The sequence below is a fragment of the Hymenobacter sp. BT559 genome (genome assembly GCF_016427535.1).
Lineage (GTDB): Bacteria > Bacteroidota > Bacteroidia > Cytophagales > Hymenobacteraceae > Hymenobacter.
In genome coordinates this window covers 155257-171829 of record NZ_JAELXV010000003.1, presented here as the reverse complement: position 1 = coordinate 171829, position 16573 = coordinate 155257, and the positions used below count along the sequence as shown (strand labels likewise).

General features: G+C 56.9%; 16 protein-coding genes. 3 read left to right on the top strand and 13 right to left on the bottom strand.

The genetic code is table 11. The features are described from left to right. The 7 genes from bamG to pdhA form a co-directional block, all read right to left on the bottom strand. Positions 1–1329, bottom strand: a complete 1329-nt coding sequence (gene bamG / locus JAO77_RS11555; RefSeq protein WP_198990538.1) for a BamG family beta-barrel-assembly machinery protein — start codon at positions 1327–1329, stop codon at positions 1–3. Further along, positions 1316–2068 (bottom strand): type III pantothenate kinase, encoded by a 753-nt coding sequence (locus tag JAO77_RS11550; protein ID WP_198990537.1) that lies wholly within the window; start codon positions 2066–2068, stop codon positions 1316–1318. Before JAO77_RS11550 ends, bamG begins: the two co-directional genes overlap by 14 nt. 79 nt (positions 2069–2147) lie before the next feature. After that, positions 2148–4025 carry a pseudouridine synthase gene (locus tag JAO77_RS11545; protein ID WP_198990536.1) on the bottom strand — a complete coding sequence of 626 codons (1878 nt, stop codon included), beginning with the start codon at positions 4023–4025 and terminating at the stop codon, positions 2148–2150. Positions 4026–4216: 191 nt separating this feature from the next. Further along, on the bottom strand, positions 4217–4600 hold the full coding sequence (locus tag JAO77_RS11540; protein WP_198990535.1) for a TraR/DksA family transcriptional regulator: 384 nt from the start codon (positions 4598–4600) through the stop codon (positions 4217–4219). Between the two features lie 188 nt (positions 4601–4788). Further along, positions 4789–5265 (bottom strand): 6,7-dimethyl-8-ribityllumazine synthase, encoded by a 477-nt coding sequence (ribH, locus tag JAO77_RS11535; protein ID WP_144845925.1) that lies wholly within the window; start codon positions 5263–5265, stop codon positions 4789–4791. Between the two features lie 178 nt (positions 5266–5443). Further along, positions 5444–6208, bottom strand: a complete 765-nt coding sequence (locus JAO77_RS11530; RefSeq protein WP_198990534.1) for a tetratricopeptide repeat protein — start codon at positions 6206–6208, stop codon at positions 5444–5446. 94 nt (positions 6209–6302) lie between these two features. Then, complete coding sequence (pdhA, locus tag JAO77_RS11525; protein WP_198991069.1) at positions 6303–7265, bottom strand: pyruvate dehydrogenase (acetyl-transferring) E1 component subunit alpha; 963 nt, start codon at positions 7263–7265, stop codon at positions 6303–6305. Between the two features lie 320 nt (positions 7266–7585). On the opposite strand from pdhA, the gene recF reads away from it, so the two are divergent. Then, positions 7586–8728: a DNA replication/repair protein RecF gene (gene recF, locus JAO77_RS11520; RefSeq protein WP_198991068.1), complete on the top strand. Its 1143-nt coding sequence runs from the start codon at positions 7586–7588 to the stop codon at positions 8726–8728. A 110-nt stretch (positions 8729–8838) separates the two neighbouring features. Continuing rightward, a complete protein-coding gene (locus tag JAO77_RS11515) occupies positions 8839–9156 on the top strand; it encodes a DciA family protein (protein WP_198990533.1) in 318 nt (105 codons plus the stop codon). Between the two features lie 212 nt (positions 9157–9368). On the opposite strand, the gene JAO77_RS11510 is transcribed toward JAO77_RS11515, so the two are convergent. Continuing rightward, positions 9369–9755: a helix-turn-helix domain-containing protein gene (locus tag JAO77_RS11510; RefSeq protein WP_198990532.1), complete on the bottom strand. Its 387-nt coding sequence runs from the start codon at positions 9753–9755 to the stop codon at positions 9369–9371. Positions 9756–9973: 218 nt separating this feature from the next. Further along, positions 9974–10843 carry a glycerophosphodiester phosphodiesterase family protein gene (locus JAO77_RS11505; RefSeq protein WP_198990531.1) on the bottom strand — a complete coding sequence of 290 codons (870 nt, stop codon included), beginning with the start codon at positions 10841–10843 and terminating at the stop codon, positions 9974–9976. Positions 10844–10956: 113 nt separating this feature from the next. Between JAO77_RS11505 and JAO77_RS11500 the strand changes: the two genes are divergently transcribed. Beyond that, on the top strand, positions 10957–11586 hold the full coding sequence (locus JAO77_RS11500) for a hypothetical protein (protein WP_198990530.1): 630 nt from the start codon (positions 10957–10959) through the stop codon (positions 11584–11586). 75 nt (positions 11587–11661) lie between these two features. Here the strand turns inward: JAO77_RS11500 and JAO77_RS11495 are convergent, their stop codons facing one another. The 4 genes from JAO77_RS11495 to rnr all read right to left on the bottom strand — a co-directional run bounded on the left by JAO77_RS11495 (position 11662) and on the right by rnr (position 16387). Continuing rightward, on the bottom strand, positions 11662–11934 hold the full coding sequence (locus tag JAO77_RS11495) for a PLDc N-terminal domain-containing protein (RefSeq protein ID WP_198990529.1): 273 nt from the start codon (positions 11932–11934) through the stop codon (positions 11662–11664). A gap of 98 nt (positions 11935–12032) precedes the next feature. Next, on the bottom strand, positions 12033–12665 hold the full coding sequence (locus JAO77_RS11490) for a rhomboid family intramembrane serine protease (RefSeq protein ID WP_198990528.1): 633 nt from the start codon (positions 12663–12665) through the stop codon (positions 12033–12035). 88 nt (positions 12666–12753) lie between these two features. Beyond that, positions 12754–13725, bottom strand: a complete 972-nt coding sequence (locus JAO77_RS11485) for a polyprenyl synthetase family protein (protein WP_370550141.1) — start codon at positions 13723–13725, stop codon at positions 12754–12756. Between the two features lie 163 nt (positions 13726–13888). After that, a complete protein-coding gene (rnr, locus tag JAO77_RS11480) occupies positions 13889–16387 on the bottom strand; it encodes a ribonuclease R (protein ID WP_198990527.1) in 2499 nt (832 codons plus the stop codon). Positions 16388–16573: the final 186 nt, after the last annotated feature.

Below are 16573 nucleotides of genomic sequence, written 5' to 3'. Positions count from 1 at the left end.
CTATTGTAGGCGGCGCTTGATAAACCACCGGTTGCTGAGCGTAACGCCGAGCTGGGCGCGCAGGTAGTTTTCACGCACATTGCTGGCGCTGCTGCCCCCGGTACCATAGAGGTAGTCAGTGTTGCCCCGCACGCCGTAAATGAAGGCCAAGCTGATAATCGTCGATTCGAGGGGCGTGGCTGTGGGCAGCGGAAACGCAAAGCCCCAGTGAATGGCCCGGTCGTAGAGCGTTTGGCCGAGGGGCCGGTACGGCATCTGAGCCACGCTCAGGCCGAAGCGATACGTGACGCGCTGAAAGTAATGCTGCACCGAGCCGGGGTCGGGCGTGAACTCGCCGCCTGCGCCTACGCGCCAGGTATCGCTGAGCTGCGATACTGGAGCACCGCCAAACGCCTGAAACTGCGACCATTGCTGGTACGCCCCATCCACGTTCACCGAGAAGTTACGGCTATTATCAAGCGATAAGCCCACCTGCGTAAGCGCCGGAACAAAGGTGTGGCCCGAGTCATCGGTCAGGCTTATGACGGTGCCGAGGAGGGCACCGTTGGCGTCGCGCTGCTCCTGGGTACGCTGGCGCGTCACCTTAGTATTGGTGGCGAAGGTGTAGGTGCCACCTAGGTTCATGTTTAGCTCCTTGCCGAGCTTGTGCCGGTAGTGGATGCCACCCCGCAGCAAGAAATCGGCGTAGCGCAGCTGCTCGCGGTCTACCACCAGTTGGTTGGCCGCTACCGTGCTCGTCGTGATGGCAGTGCCGTTGGTTTGGTCGAGCGTACCAAACAGGTACGACGCGCTGGCCCCAATATTGAGGTCGCGCAGAATGTGAAACCCGTGAGCGAAATATGCTTCCGACAAGCCGCCCGAGCCACTATATTGCTTGTAGGCGATGGCGTAAGGGTCGCCGTTGACGGTACCAGTCGTGTTTACCTGGTAGTCTACCACGCTGTAGGGCTTGAGCCCCACGGCGGCGCCCCAGCGCTTGTTTATTGGTACCGCTAAGGCCAGGTAAGCCAGGGTAGCGCTGCCCGTGCGATACGATTCGGTGGCATTGCGAACATTCTTGTACTGGCCGTTAATACCCGCCTCGAAAGTGGTGCGGGGCGTGTAGTACAGCAACGCCGGGTTTAGCTCGTTCACGTTGCCCGTGTTAGGCGCCGCTAGGCCTGCGCCGCCCATGCCGAGTTGGCGCACGCCGCCTAGGTTGCCGACATTATCGCCCAACCCGATACGCGAGTAAGGCGAATTACCTAAACCTTGCCCGCGGGCCGAGCCAGCCAGCAGCAACGGGGCAGCGGTCAGCGCGGCCAGAAGTAGTTTTTTATCGGTCAACATTGTGGCGTAAAATCCGGTCTAGGCCTAGTAGCACAAGTTCGGGGACTACAAAGATAAGGCCCACGACCGGGGCTAGATGCGGCTGCAAATAAGGAGCGTCACCGCCCGTAAGCACAAGGCCTAGGCCGGGGTAGCGCCGACGGTATTCGGCCACCAGGCCGTTTACCTCCGCCACTACTCCGTTGAGCACGCCGCTCAGCAGCGAAGAGGCCGTGGAGTCGCCAATTAGTTGCACCGCCGCGCCGGGCGCCGGCAATTCTAGTAACGGCAATCGCCCCGTAAACGTGTGCAGTGCCCGCAGCCGCATGCGCAAGCCCGGCCCAATACTGCCTCCGTGGTAGGTACCATCAGCCGTGACGAGGTCTAGCTTGAGCGCCGTGCCGGCATCGATTATGAGCGTGGGTTGGCCGGGTCGCAAGTGCGCCGCACCTACGGCGCCAGCCAGTCGGTCGGCACCTAGTGTATGGGGGGTGGCGTAGGCAATGCCCAGGGGCACCGGCGTAAAGCCTGGCCGCAACGGCAGCACCTGGCGCAGCACACCGCTTAGCTCACTTAGCCAGGGCTGGGCCTCGGCCTCTGTGGCTACCGATGCCAGTATGGCGTGCTGTGGCTGGTGGCGCACCCAAAGGTCGCGCAGCTGGCCAGGAGCAGCTAGAATGCCACTTTCCTGTAAGCCTGCCCGCGCAAATACCCCGTATTTCAGTGCAGTATTACCTAGGTCAAGCGCTAGCGTGGTCATAAATTATTAATGGTTAATTGTTAAGGGTTAATTATTAATGAACAATTACATTAATAATTAACCCTTAACAATTAACCATTTACATGAAGTATTTCAAGCGGATTACCTCTTGCTCGCTCAGGTAGCGCCACTTGCCGCGAGGCAGGTCTTTTTTAGTAAGGCCCGCATACTGCACCCGGTCTAGCGTTACTACGTCGTAGCCTAGGTGCTCAAAAATGCGGCGCACGATGCGGTTGCGACCGCTGTGCAGCTCGATGCCCACAAAGTGCGGGTTGCCCGCAACTACGGCCACGTCGTCTACCTCAGCTTTGCCATCTTCTAGCTCCAAGCCGGCCGTTATCTCTCCTAGGTGCTCGGCCGTGAGCGGCTTATCGAGCTCTACTTGGTAGATTTTCTTGTTCTTGTGCGAAGGGTGGGTTAGCTTCTGCGCCACTTCGCCGTCATTGGTGAAGAGCAGCAGGCCCGTGGTGTTGCGGTCAAGGCGGCCAACTGGGAAGATGCGCTCTTTCGAGGCCGTCGCCACTAAGTCCATTACCGTCTTGCGGCCTTCAGGGTCGTCGGTAGTAGTGATGAAGTCCTTGGGCTTGTTGAGCAGCACGTATACCAGCTTCTCGCGGTTCAGATTGGTTTTGCCATACTGTACCGTGTCGGAGGGCTGCACTTTGTAACCCATCTCCGTAATCACCTCGCCGTTTACCCGAATCTCGCCGGCCGCGATAAGCGCATCGGCTTCGCGGCGCGAGCAAATGCCCGCATTGGCTATGTAGCGGTTCAGGCGCAGCTCCTCGGTGCCGAAGTCTTCTTCGTCGCGGCGGCGCTTGTTACCACGGGTTTTGTCTTGCTCGTAGTGCGTGAGGTTTTTGTAGTCCGGTGCTTCACCGGCCTTCTCCCCAAACTTGGGCTTGTCGGCCCGGCCGTAGCCGGTGCTCGAACGCGGGCCACTGGTAGCCGCCCGCATAGCCTCGCGGCGCTCACGGAACGTGCCACCAGTACTCGGCCGCTCGCCGGTGCTGCGGGGCTTGTCAAAGCTACCGGCAGCGCGCTCGCCATACGGCTTGCGGTCGCCGTAAGTGCCGCGGTCGCGGTCGGCACCATAGCTGTTTTCACCACGGCCCGCGCTGCGCTCGCCGTAGGGCTTGCGGTCGCGGCTATCAGCACCCTCCGAGCGGTTACCGTAGCTGCGGCGCTCGCCTCGGTTTTCAGTATCGCGTTGGTAAGGACGGTCGCCCGAGCTACCGCGGTTGTCGCCGCGGCGGTCGTCGCGCCGCTCATAGTTGCCGCCGCTGGGGCGCTGGCGAGGAGCGTCGCGCTCCTCAAACGAGCGGCGCTCGTCGCGGCCCGTGTAGGCGGGGCGCTCCGAGCGGTTGTCGCCGTAGGGCCGGCCGCCAGCAGGGCGCTCCAGGCGCGGGCGCTCGGTGCTGCGCTCATGCTCGCTGCCGTCAGGATTTTGCTTTATAAACTTGCGGTTGCGCTCGCCAGGCGTGCCGCGGGGCACGGTGGGCTTGCCTTCGTAGCGCACGGGTTGCCCCTGCCAGATAGGCTTGGGTGGGTAAGCTGGCCGCTCGCCACGGTCATCGCGATTGCGGCCCTCGCTGCTGCCTGCCGCATCGAAGCGGCGGGGTGGCCGGGCATCATCCCCAAAAGAGCTGCGGCGGTCACGGTCGCCAAAGCTGCGCCCACCGGCTGCGCCGCGGCGGTTATCGCCGGCATCCGGGCGGCCGCCAAACTTGCTGCCCCCCTGCCCAAACGCTGGGCGCGAGCCAGAGTACTCACCGCGGTTAGCGGGCCGGTCGTTATCACGGCCACTACCCCCGCGCGAAGCACCATAACCACTGCTATTGCCGCGAGAGTCGTAGCCCCCACGGCCTTCGGGCCGGTTAGAGCGGTCGGGGCGGCCACTGCCCCCGGCCGGGCCACGCCGGCCCGGCTTATAGTCTGAAGAATGTTGCTTACCCATATAGTCTAGATGGCTGGTTGCTAGGTGCAGATTGAATGTGTACTGGCGGACTAGGCTTTGGTTGTTAGAGCAGCCGCTTTGTATGCGCCCAACTACCCGGCAACCAGCAACCTCATAAAAACAAGGCCCGGACCCGGTAGCTGGCTGCCAAGGCGCCAGCCACGGGTCCGGGCCGGAAAATCATATATCCTTTAATCGCGACGAGCCATCTTGGCCTCAATCGAATGCTGGGTGTGAGGCACTGCCCGCAGGCGCTCTTTCGGGATGAGCTTGCCCGTGCCAATGCACACGCCGTAGGTGCCGTTCTTGATGCGGAGCTGTGCGTTCTCTAACTGCTGGATGAACTTCATCTGCCGCGAAGCCAATTGATTGAGGCTTTCTTTCTCAGCAGTTTCTGCGCCATCTTCTAGCACCTTCAGCGAAGCTGCCGTAGTGTCGGTGCCCGACTCATTGTTGCGGGTAAGCGTTTCCTTAATGAAAGACAGCTCTTTGCGAGCAGCCGTGAGCTTATCTTGGATAATCTTATCGAACTCCGCCAAATCTTCGCGCGAATAGCGCAGGTTTTCCTCAGTCATCGGAAGGGAAAGGCATTAAAGGTAAGTCAATTACTGGCTCACGCCAGTCTGGCAGCCAAACACTAGACCTAGCTAAAAAGTTTAGTGCCTGTCAGCCTGTTCAGTTGGCAATTCGGCGGTTAAGTTACCTAATAGGGACTTATGCCACCACAAAGATAATGCCTTCCAGGCTGTTTTAAAGCTCTGCGCTAGAAGCCTAGCATCTGAATAGCTGCCACGGCGGCTTCTACGCCCTTGTTGCCGTGCTGCCCGCCGGCTCGGTCCCAGGCTTGCTCCAAGGTATTGGTAGTAACCAGCCCGAAGATGACGGGCTTATTGTACTTCAGGCCCACCGTGGTGAGGCCTTGAGCTACCGCGTGGCAGATATAGTCATCATGCTTGGTGTCTCCTTTAATCACAACACCCAGGCAAATCACGGCGTCTACTTCTTCGTGTTGCGCTAGTAGCTGGGCACCTAGGGTAAGCTCGAAGCTGCCCGGCACAGTATTGCGGAATACGTTCTCCGGTTTAGCGCCGTGCTTCAGTAGCGTCTCATAGGCTCCGGCGCTGAGCGTGTCCGTTAGCTCACGGTTCCATTCGGCTACTACCAAGCCAAAGCGTTTTTCGCTGATATCGATAAACCCTGAGCTGTCATAGGTGCTAAGATTTTGTAGGGCAGTTGCCATGAAGTTGAATTGAATAAGCGAGAGAAATGAGCTGCTGCCAGAAGCGGCATTATTAAAAGCAGCAGCGCCTTGCGGCCGCCGACAGCACCCTAGGACTTAAATAAGAAGCCCCTCTTAAAAGTTTAACGGCACCCCCCTTGCAGGAGAGTGCCGTTATGAACTGAACGAATTATTACTATTACTGCTGCAAACGAGCCTTGGCTTGACGAGCTTCGGCTGCCTCCTGCGAAGTAGCGTAGTCATCTAGAATGCGGTCGTAGGCTTTAATAGCTGCGCCGTTGTCTTTCGCTACCTCGAGGGCCACCCCTTGCTTGAGCAGGTAGCCGGGCGTGAAATACTCGTTGGCCTTGTGGTCGGCAGCTTTGCTATAGAGGTCGGCAGCTTCCTTGGGCTTGTTAAGCTCTAGCTGCGCATCGCCCATTAGCGAGTAGGCCCGCGACTGTACTAGGTAGTCGTCGGAGCTGAATTTATCGAGCGCACTGTATGCGTCCTGAAATTTGCCTTGCTTGAGCAGCGCTACCCCAGCGTAGAAGTTAGCCAGGTTGGCTGCCTTGGTGCCACTGTATTCGCTAGCTACGCGGTTTAGCCCCGGCAGCTTGCCGTCGCCTTGCAGCGCAGCCTTCAGCGAGTCAGACTCCCAGTTATCTACTGCCCGGAACATGGCAGCCTGTGCCTGCTCATCCTGCTGGCCCTTCCAATAGTTGTAGCCAAAGAAACCGCCCACCGCTAATACCACCGCGGCCAAAACGGCTAGTAGCACCGTGCGGTTGCGACGTATAAAGTCCTCCGAGTCGGCCAAGCGAGCGGCCAGCGCATCGGGGTCTTCGAGCAGCGGGTTCTCGGTTACGTAGTTTTCCTGGGTCGGAGCTAGCGGGTCAGTCGACACCTGGCGAACAGGCTGGCGAGCTCCCGGCGTTTTGCCGGTATAAGGGATTTTAGACATCAGCTAGGATAGCTCAACGGCGCGGCTCGTAAGGGAGCCGCGCCGCAGATGGGGCCAGGACGCAAACGCACCAGCCGGGTTCGATTTAATCTACTTAATCGTGAATATAAGGGTAATCGTTCTGTACGTATACATCTTCGTACAGCTCGGCCGCGTCGGGGTAAGGCGAGTTCTCGGCAAACTCTACCGCCTCTAGCACGCGCGCTTTTATCTTTTCATCAATGGCAGTGAGGTCGTCCTCTGTAGCCATGTTGTTGCTGAGGATGGTGTGGCGCACTGCCTCAATCGTATCGCGCTGGCGGTACTCTTCGAGTTCCTCCTTGGTACGATACTTCATCGGGTCGCTCATCGAGTGGCCCTTGTAGCGATAGGTTTTGAATTCTAGGAAGGTCGGGCCTTCGCCAGCGCGGGCACGCTCAGCAGCGCGGGCTACGGCGTCGTGTACATCCTCTACGTTCATGGCGTTTACTGGCTCCGAGGGCATATCGTAGCCCCGGCCAATATGGTAAAGCTCTGTCACGTTAGAAGTGCGCTTTACCGACGTACCCATCGCATAGCCGTTGTTTTCGACCACGAAAATCACGGGCAGCTTCCACAGCATGGCCATGTTAAAGGCTTCGTGCAGGGCACCCTGGCGCACAGCTCCATCGCCCATGTAGCAGATGCAGAGCTTGCCAGTCTTGTTGTATTTCTCGGCAAAGGCAATGCCAGCGCCCATTGGCACCTGAGCACCTACGATGCCGTGGCCACCCATAAAGCCAACTTCTTTGTCAAACATGTGCATCGAGCCGCCTTTGCCTTTTGAGCAGCCGGTGGCTTTCGCAAACATTTCGGCCATCACGGCATTGGGCGATGTACCTAGCGCCAAGGGGTGGGCGTGGTCGCGGTAGGCAGTAATATACTTGTCACCTTTTTCCAGTGCCGACACCGCCCCAGCTATGCAAGCCTCCTGACCGATGTAGAGGTGGCAAAATCCTTTGATTTTTTGCTGGCCATATAGCTGACCAGTTTTCTCCTCAAACTTGCGGATGAGCTGCATTTGCTCATACCAAGTCATGTAGGTCTCTTTCGAAAACTTGGGCTCAGCGGGCGAAGTAGCCTTGGGCTCATCAGCGGGGTTGTCGCCGGCATGTGCATCGGGTAGAACCTCTACGGCCGGCTGCTGCACGGTTTCTACGCCCGTAGCTTTATCGACGGCTTTCGGTGTTGACGCAGCCGCGTCGGTACCGTTGCTGCCATTCGCGCCAACCTTCGACGCATCTTTTACTTTCGACTCCGCCATAATCTGGGGTTATAATTTCGCGTTGGGAGGGCGAAATTACGTAATTCTCCTCGTAGTTACGTAATATCATTTTGCACTCTCCCCAACCGCTCTTAATGACGCTCAATCAGCTCCACTTGCTGTTTTTCAAAAACTACGACGAAGCTTCGCTAAGTCTTAGCCCAGGCATCAATTGTTTTATTGGGGACAACGGGAGTGGCAAGACAAATTTACTTGATGCTATCCACTACCTAGCTCTGACCAAGAGCGCCTTCACAACGCTAGATGCACAAAGCATTAAGCAAGGAGCCGACTTCTTTGTAGTGAAAGGCAAGTTTACTTCTCCCCTGCTCGACCGCCCCGAAACCATTCAGGTCAGCTTGCGCCTAGGTCAGAAAAAGACACTCACGCATGATAAGCAGCCTTACGAGCGCATGGCCGACCACATTGGCCGCTACCCCGCCGTGCTCATCTCGCCCTACGATACGGATTTAATAAGGCAAGGCAGCGAGGAGAGGCGGCGCTATTTTGACAGCTTGCAGTCGCAGCTAGACGGTGACTTTCTGCAACTGCTCATTCAATATAATGGGCTGCTACGCCAGCGCAATGCTACCCTTAAACAGCAGCCTAGCGGTAGCCATGGCTTCGACGTACTGTACCTGCAAGCACTCGACGACCAGCTAGCCCCACTAGGAGAGCAACTGTCAGCAATGCGGGCAAGCTTCTTAGTTGAGTTTACGCCGGTCTTCCAAAGCCACTATCAGCAGCTAGCAGAAGGGCGCGAGGTAGTGTCACTGGCTTATAAGAGCCAATTGCCAGGCCAAAACTTTCGGCACTTGCTACTAGCTAACGAGCGCCGCGACCTAGCCATGCAGCGTAGCAACGTAGGCCCACACCGCGACGACTTCATATTTCTAATGGACGAGCTACCTGTCAAATCCTATGCGTCCCAGGGCCAGCAAAAGTCCTTCGTCATAGCACTCAAGCTAGCGCAGTTTGAGCTGCTTGCAAATCGTTCGCTACCAGGCTCAGATGGCCGAGCAGGAATAGCGAGTAAGCCTTTGCTATTGCTTGATGACATCTTTGACCGACTCGATGATAAACGCATCGCCCGACTCTTGCAGCTAGTAGCCGAGCACACTTTCGGTCAAGTATTCCTTACGGACACGAGCCTAGCCCGCACCGACCAAGCACTTGCTGGTATTGGCGGCGACATTCGTCGCTTTAGGGTACAAGCTGGCACCGTTACCCCTATTTAGGCTTATCTGAATTTTGTAAGAACCTAGGCATTGTAATTTTGCCTTGCTAGTAGCTCGAGCCATTAACTAAGGCTAGCTGCCTTGTTATATCGCTGCCCGCCCACTGCTCCATGAAAAAACCTTTGCCTTCTGCTTCCGGACGTCGGGCCGATATTATACCGCTTAAGGAAGGACTGGAAGCACTAGTGCGCGCCTACCGGCTGGGCGGCAAATTGAATGAGGTGACCGTAGTGGCTAGCTGGGAGCGCGTGATGGGTAAAGCTGTTGCTCAAAAAACTAAAGAGGTTTACGTTAGCAAGGGCAAACTCTTTGTACGCCTTACTTCAGCTCCGCTCAAGCACGAACTCGTGATGGCTAAAACCCGCGTGCTAGAATTGCTCAACGCGGAGGTTGGTGAGCAAGCAGTAACAGAGGTGATATTCCTTTGACCGCACCAGTTATTCTTCTCGATGGGGCTGGTGCTATAGGCCAGATGCTACTTCTCTAGGTCTGCCCTTTCCTCGCTACAAAACGTCCGTTTGTGCAAGCGGGAAATATTTGCTTAAGCTCCTCGCATATCCTGCCCTCCTTTTGTCTTAAAGTGTTAAGAGGAAGCTGTTGCAAAACGCGAACGAAAATGTTCCACGTGAAACATTTTCGTTCATTTTGGACCGTACACTTTCAATAGCAGTTCATTGTAGGCCTCCAGCAGCGCTATATACTTCGTCTGAAGGGTCAATAGTTGATTGGAAACATCTAAATCAGCTACTTGAGTTGTTGTTACACGTGGTGCAACAGGGGCTGTAACGTAACTTTTGGGTGGCGATGATACAAACGGTAGCGATGATTGTTCGGGCATTGTAAAGTCTTGAGCGAAATCATGTCCTATTATTTCGCCTATTTTTCTGACAAATTTTGTATCTAATGTATCATCCTTGAATTTACGGTACATAGTAGGCCGTGTGATTCCTAGCTCCTCCACGATGCGCGTGATGGAAATACCGCTATTTTTAATAGCTTCCTGCACTATTTCGCCCTGGTGAAGCATCGGTAGAAGGAATTGATTACGGACAAATATGTAATACAATGTAGTGCAAACCAAATTTTAAAGCATATACACTTGTATCATTGCACTGTAACACCGTAATCATGTAACAGTGTAACAAGGTCTCTTTACAATCAATGGCGTTACACACCTGACAAGCCATATTACACATTCACTTATTTTAACGATAGGAAGCACGTAACTCCCTTTTCTCGGGAGCGCTATTCACCTTTATTGAGAAGCGCAATCAGACGGTCAGGGTAGTCGGTGGTAATGGCATCTGGCTGCCACCCTAAGGCCATCGTGAGCTCTGCAGGTGTATTGACCGTCCAAGGCACGAGTCTGAGGGTAGGATAAGTGGTGCGAATGTGCTGCACCGAGCTGGCTGAAAGCAAGTGGAAGTCTGGGCCGAGCGATTCAGGCTCAAAGCCTAGGTCGTTAAAAATGGTGGTTATTGCTGGCAGGTAGTCCTCGATGAGCAGGCATAGCGCTAGGCTGGGATATGCCCGCCGGGCCGCTTGCAGTACACGTGTGTCGAAGCTCAGCAGTGTAGTTCTGCTGAGTGTGTCGGCCGCCAGCAGCTCGGCTACGACGAGGTCAACAAATAGGGCCGGGCGAGGATGAAATATATCGTCGCCCATTGGCCAAGCTTTTATTTCGACTGAGAAGCCTACAGCGCGGCCATGTTGCTGACTGGCGATGGTGACTTGGTGCAGCACCTCGCGTAGCAAGGGCCGGTGAGTAAGCTCTGGTTGCTGCTCGGGGAAATTTGCATGTGACCACTCCCCCACCGAGCATTGCCTGATAACGGTGTAGGGAAGCTGGTACAGGTTGTAGCGCTGCTCTTGAATCTGCTCTATTAGCTCACCCTGAGGGCCACGCCCTAGCTTGGCCGATAGCCAGGGCTCGTGCGAAACGACTACTTGGTGGTCTTGCGAAATGACAACGTCTAGCTCTATCACCTCTACACCTAGCGCGACGGCATGCAGAAAGGCGGACATTGTATTCTCAGGGCGCAGGCCACGGCAGCCGCGGTGCCCGTGCACTTCGGGCTGGTGAAGTTGCCTAGGAGTTAGTATGGGAATGCTCATGCCCCCTTTACGCACCAGGAGAGCAGGTAGCCTATTCTAAATTAGCACTGCCTGGCTTAGGCAGAGAGGCTGGTAGATTTGTGAGTGAATACACCGTACTTTTTTTACTTAATATGAAAAGACTATTACTTCTTGTGGTGCTACTAGCCCTTGCGGCGGGCGGCTACTATTATTACAACGCGGCCAAGTCAGGCCCTAGCTATGCATTGCTGCAAGCCGCTGCTGCTACCCAAACCCACGACTTAGCCACCTTTGAGCGCTACGTGGATATTGATGCGCTAACCGGCCACCTAGTCGACGATGTAGCAAACCAAGGTTCGGTATTGACCTCATTAGTACCCGGCGGTAGCTTGGCAGTAAACGGTGCTTTGCGCTTTCTCAAACCACAGCTTACCAAGGCCGCTCATAAAGAGATACAGCGCTACGTAGAAACGGGCTCACTGGCTGCCGCGGCGGCAGCTGCTCCCAAGCGGCTAGTCAACCTTTCTATTACGGGCTTGGCGGGCCGGGTTATTGGTACCGACAGCCAGTATAAGGGCATAAAGTACACGACCGAAAAAGGCGATGAGGCGCTGGTAGGGCTGGAGTTTACGCAACCCAAATACGACACGACCATGGTGCTTGAGCTAAGGCTACTAAAGCAGGCTGACGACCACTGGCAGGTAAAAGAAATCACAAATACCGGTGACTTAGTGCGCGGGGTGGCTCGCTTGGAAAAGAACCGCTTGGTAGGCGGCCGTTAGCCCTTACCGCTACCGCATAAAAAAGGGGCCCTTGCCAAGTTGGCAAGGGCCCCTTTTTTGTGGGCTTATTTGATACTAGCTATTGCGGCCGAAGAGGTAGTAGAGAATGAGACCGCCGAAAGGAAAGAAGAAGATGATGGCGGCCCAGATAAGTTTTTTGCCAATGCCCCAAGGCTTGTTGAATACGTTGATGATAGCAATTACATCCAGGATAAGAAGCAGGATGCCCCAGGGGGCCAGGCTACCATCGGCGTTGAAGCGACTGCAGCTGGCCGTGAGTAGTAGCAGCGGCAGCAGCATGGTGGCTAGCAGGGGGAGGCGTTCGGAGAAAGAGCGGAGGGCTTTCATGTGAAGAAGAGGCGTTTAGGTGAAAGAGTGTGCGGACTGTACGCGGCTCTCTAGCACTTAGATACCTGTTTAATCACAAAATTCTAATAATCAATTAGTTAAAATCTATAAGCTGCTACTTGCTGCAAAAAACTACCCAATACATCGGGTAAGAGGGCCACCGTGAGTACTACGCCGTACAGCGCCCCGTAGAAGTGAGCATCGTGGTTGATATTATCGCCCCGGCGGCGCCCCATGTAGTACGAGTACATGAGGTACAGTACGCCCCAGATGAAGCCTGGGATGCCGACGGGAATAAGCATCATGTATACCTTACCCATAGGCTGGAACAGGATGCCAGCAAACAGCACCGAGGCCACCCCACCCGAAGCCCCTAGGCTGCGGTAGCCGGGGTCGTGGCGGTGGCGGAAGTAAGTAGGCAAATCGGACACCACGATGCCCCCTAGGTACAGCGCCAGGAAGGCAAGGATGCCGGGCGTGTCACCTAAATTGTAGGTGAAAGCCGAGAGGGCCAGCCCGCCAAACGAGTAGAAGGTAATCATGTTGAAGAGCAGGTGCCCCCAGTCGGCGTGCAGAAAACCGGAGGTGAGGAAGCGGTACCACTGCCCCCCACGGCGGTTCATTTGGTAGGGGTCGAGTATCCAGTTGTTCATCAGTTCTTGGTTGGACCAAGCGTAGGCCGACACGGCTACGGTAAGACCAAGCAAAATGAGGAGGGGATTAAGCGGCATAGGTAAGGTGGAATGATGCGGATTTTTGGTCCGCAAGTAGGCAAGTGGTATCAGCAAAAAGAGCGGGCTACTAGCCCGCTCTATAACACTATGACTCGCGCTCGAGCAACTGCAAAGCCAATTGGCGCAAGGGCTCTTTGCGAGCGGCGGGTACATCGATGCGTCCTAGATGGTGAAGTGCCGCCTCAAAATACTGGTTGATGAGCGTCTCGGTTTGGGGGCGAATACCGAGCTCGTCGTAAACGCTACGTACGGCCGTCACCTTGGATTCGGCATCATGGACGGGCTGCCCGATGTGCTGGGCCAAGGCCACCTGCTGGGTAGCGTTGGCCTGCGCCTGGGCCGTTAGCAGCAGGTAGGTTTTCTTATCCGAGATAATGTCGCCCCCTACCCGCTTGCCAAAGGTGGCGGCGTCACCGTATACATCGAGCAGGTCGTCGCGGAGCTGGAAGGCTAGGCCAATGTCGGTGCCGAACTGCCGCAAGTGCTCGGCATCGGCGGCCGAAGCGCCAGCCAACACAGCCCCCAACTCCAAGGCGAAGCCTAGGAGCACGGCTGTTTTCAACCGAATCATGTCGAGATATTGCGGGATGGTAACGTCGGTTTGGGTTTCGAAATTCATATCCCACTGCTGGCCTTCGCACACCTCGGCGGCGGTCTGTGAGAAGCGGCGCAGCACCTGGGGCAGCACCGCCACGGGTACGTTTTCGAAGAGCAATTCGTAGGCCCGCACCAGCATCACGTCGCCCGAGAGGATGGCCGTGCTAGGGTTCCACTTCTCGTGCACGGTGGGCTGGCCGCGGCGCAGCGGCGCCTGGTCCATGAGGTCGTCGTGCACCAGCGTAAAGTTGTGGAAGACCTCCGTGGCCAGGGCGGGCTTCACTAGCGGCCCTAGGTCGTCGGTGAAGAGCTCGCCGCCGAGCAGCGTCAAAAGCGGGCGCAGGCGCTTCCCGCCAAGGCTCATGATGTAGCGAATGGGGTCGTAGAGAGCGGCCGGCTGCTGGCCGTAGTCAAGCTCTTTTAAGGCTTGCTGAAGGAGGTTGGGGAGGTCGGTTTGCACGGGGGCAAAGGTAGGTTTAGGATGGCCGGGTGGCCGGTCTTTTATTGCGACGCTTGCAACGCCAAAGGACCTTCTCAAGCCAGGCAGCGCTGGGGTTGTTAGTCCCAGTTTGCGTCCTGACAGGAGAAGGTCCTTCCTATTTACCTAGGGAGATGGCCGACGTTTAGCGACGGCGCTTGCCGCCCTCGCGGTCGCCGCGGCCACCCTTGCCAGCGCCGCTGCGCGAGCTGCTGCCCTTGTCACCACGGTAGCCACTGCGGCTGGCGCGGCCAGCTTCGCGCTCGGCCCGCTCGCGCTGCTTCACGTGCTCGGGGCGGTTATCGACTAGCTCCATGTCAATGGTGCGGTCGAGTAGATTGGCGGATGTGATGATGACTTCCAGCTCGTCGCCGAACTGGATAATGCGCTTCGAGCCGCGCCCTACTAGGCGGTAGTTGTCTTTGTCGAGCTCGTAGGTATCGCCCGGAATGTCGGAGATGCGCACCATGCCTTCGCACTTGTTTTCCTCAATCTCGACGTAGATGCCGCGCTCGGTGAGGCCCGATACCACGCCCTTAAACTGCTCGCCAATGTGCGCGCCGATGTATTCGACCTGCTTGTATTTGATGCTGGCGCGCTCGGCATTGGCGGCGAGTTTTTCGCGAGCCGACGAGTGCTTGCATTCCTCCTCTACCAGCTCCACGGGTACGTTCTTGCCGCCCTCTAGGTAGTGCTCCAGCAGGCGGTGGGCCATCATGTCGGGGTAGCGACGGATGGGCGACGTGAAGTGCGAGTAGTGCGCAAACGCTAGCCCGAAGTGACCTAGGGGCTCGGTGGTATAAATGGCCTTCGACATCGAGCGGATGGCTAGGCCCTGAATCACGTTTTGCTCGGGCTTGCCCACTACATCTTCGCTGAGCTTGTTGAGCTCGGTGCTGACTTTTTTGGGATTGGCCAAGTTCAGGTTGTGGCCGAACTTCTGGGCAAAGAGAGCAAAGTTTTCGAGGCGGTCGGGGTCGGGCGCATCGTGGGTGCGGTACACCATCGTGAAGCGCGGCTTGGTTTTCTTGAGGCCAAACACGAACTCGGCCACCCGCTTATTGGCGAGCAGCATGAACTCCTCAATGAGCTTGTGCGCGTCCTTACGCTCCTTCACGTACACGCCAAGCGGCTTGCCGTCTTCGCCCAGCTTGAACTTCACCTCCTGCGTTTCGAACGAAATCGCGCCCTTGCGGAAGCGTTCGGCCGAGAGCTTTTTGGCGAGCCGGTTCAGGAGATTTACTTCTTCGGCTAGGTCGCCCTCGCCGGTTTCGATGCGCTCCTGCGCCTCCTCGTAGCTGAAGCGACGGTCGGAGTGAATGACCGTTTTGCCAAACCACGAGTCTTGCAGCTTGCCCTTTTCGTCTAGCTCGAACACGGCCGAGAAGGTCAGCTTGTCCTCGTTGGGCCGCAGCGAGCAGAGGCCGTTGGAGAGGTTCTCGGGCAGCATCGGAATCACGCGGTCCACGAGGTACACCGAGGTAGCGCGGCTCTTACCCTCGCGCTCTAGCTCGGTACCTAGGCGCACGTAGTGGGTCACGTCGGCGATGTGCACACCCACTTCGTAGTTGCCATTTTCGAGGGTACGCAGGCTGAGCGCGTCGTCAAAATCCTTGGCGTCGGCGGGGTCGATGGTAAAGGTGAGGATGTCGCGGAAGTCGCGGCGCTTCGCAATTTCCTCCTTCGAGATGGTAGTCGGAATAGCATCGGCTTCCTCCTCCACTGCGCTCGGAAACTCAAAGGGCAAGCCGAACTCCGCCATGATAGCGTTTATCTCGGCCTCGTTTTGGCCAGCCGCGCCGAAGTTGCGAACGATGGTCCCGACCGGGTTCCGGCCTTGCCCTTCGTGCTCCGGAAAGTCGGTGATGCGCACCAGCACCTTGTCGCCGTTGCGCGACTCACCGAGTTCCTGAGGCGGTACCATCACATCGAAGTAAGCCTTCCGGTTGTCAGGCTTCACGAAGCCGATGGAGCCCTGCACTTGCAGGCGGCCCACCACTTCCGAGCGCTGGCGCTTGAGCACTTCTACCACGTCGCCGGTGAGGCGGCCGTCGCGGATGCCACGCAGGCGCACTCGCACCAAGTCGCCATCGAGGGCGTAGCGCAACTGGTCGGTGAAGACGCGGATGTCGTCGCCCTCGCCATCCTCGCGCACCACAAAGGCAAAGCGCGGTGTGGCCAAGGCTACCGTGCCAATGACAGTATTGCTATCGCGGCGGGGCCGGTCGGGGCCGTCGCCTACGTGGTCGAAGCCAGCAAAGCGGCGACGGTGCACGATAGGGTCCTGGCCAAACTCATCTTCTAGGGTTGGCTCGGGAGCAGCAGTGGGGGCTGCCTTCTTAGTGGTTTTGCGAGCCTTTGTAGCGCTGGCGGCTACCTGCAGGTCGGTAGGGTTACCTAGACGGTATTCGTCGTTTTGAAGCAGCTCGATGCTACCTAGGCGGCGCAATACTTTCAGGTGGTCGAACAGCTCATCCCGCTGCGCCTTGGTTGTAATGCCGAGGCGGCGCGAGAGCTGGCGGTAGCCGAGCACCTTTCCGGGGTTGTCGGCAAACTCGCGGTACACGACGTCTTGGCTCAGGCTAGTGGCAGCAGCCTTCGCGCGAGATGCGCGGGGGGCTGCAGGGTCTTTGGGGTTTTTCATAAATAAAGAAGACGGGCCGCCAGACAGCTAGAGTTAAGATTGACGAAGGCGGCCGATAACACCAAGCACGGGCTTGGCTAAGATGTAATACGAAGCGCTCGATGGAAGGATGACATACCCCTACCAAGCGCGCCGGGCAGTGCAAAGAACTACCCAAAAATTAAACAACAGTATGGTGCAGCTTGC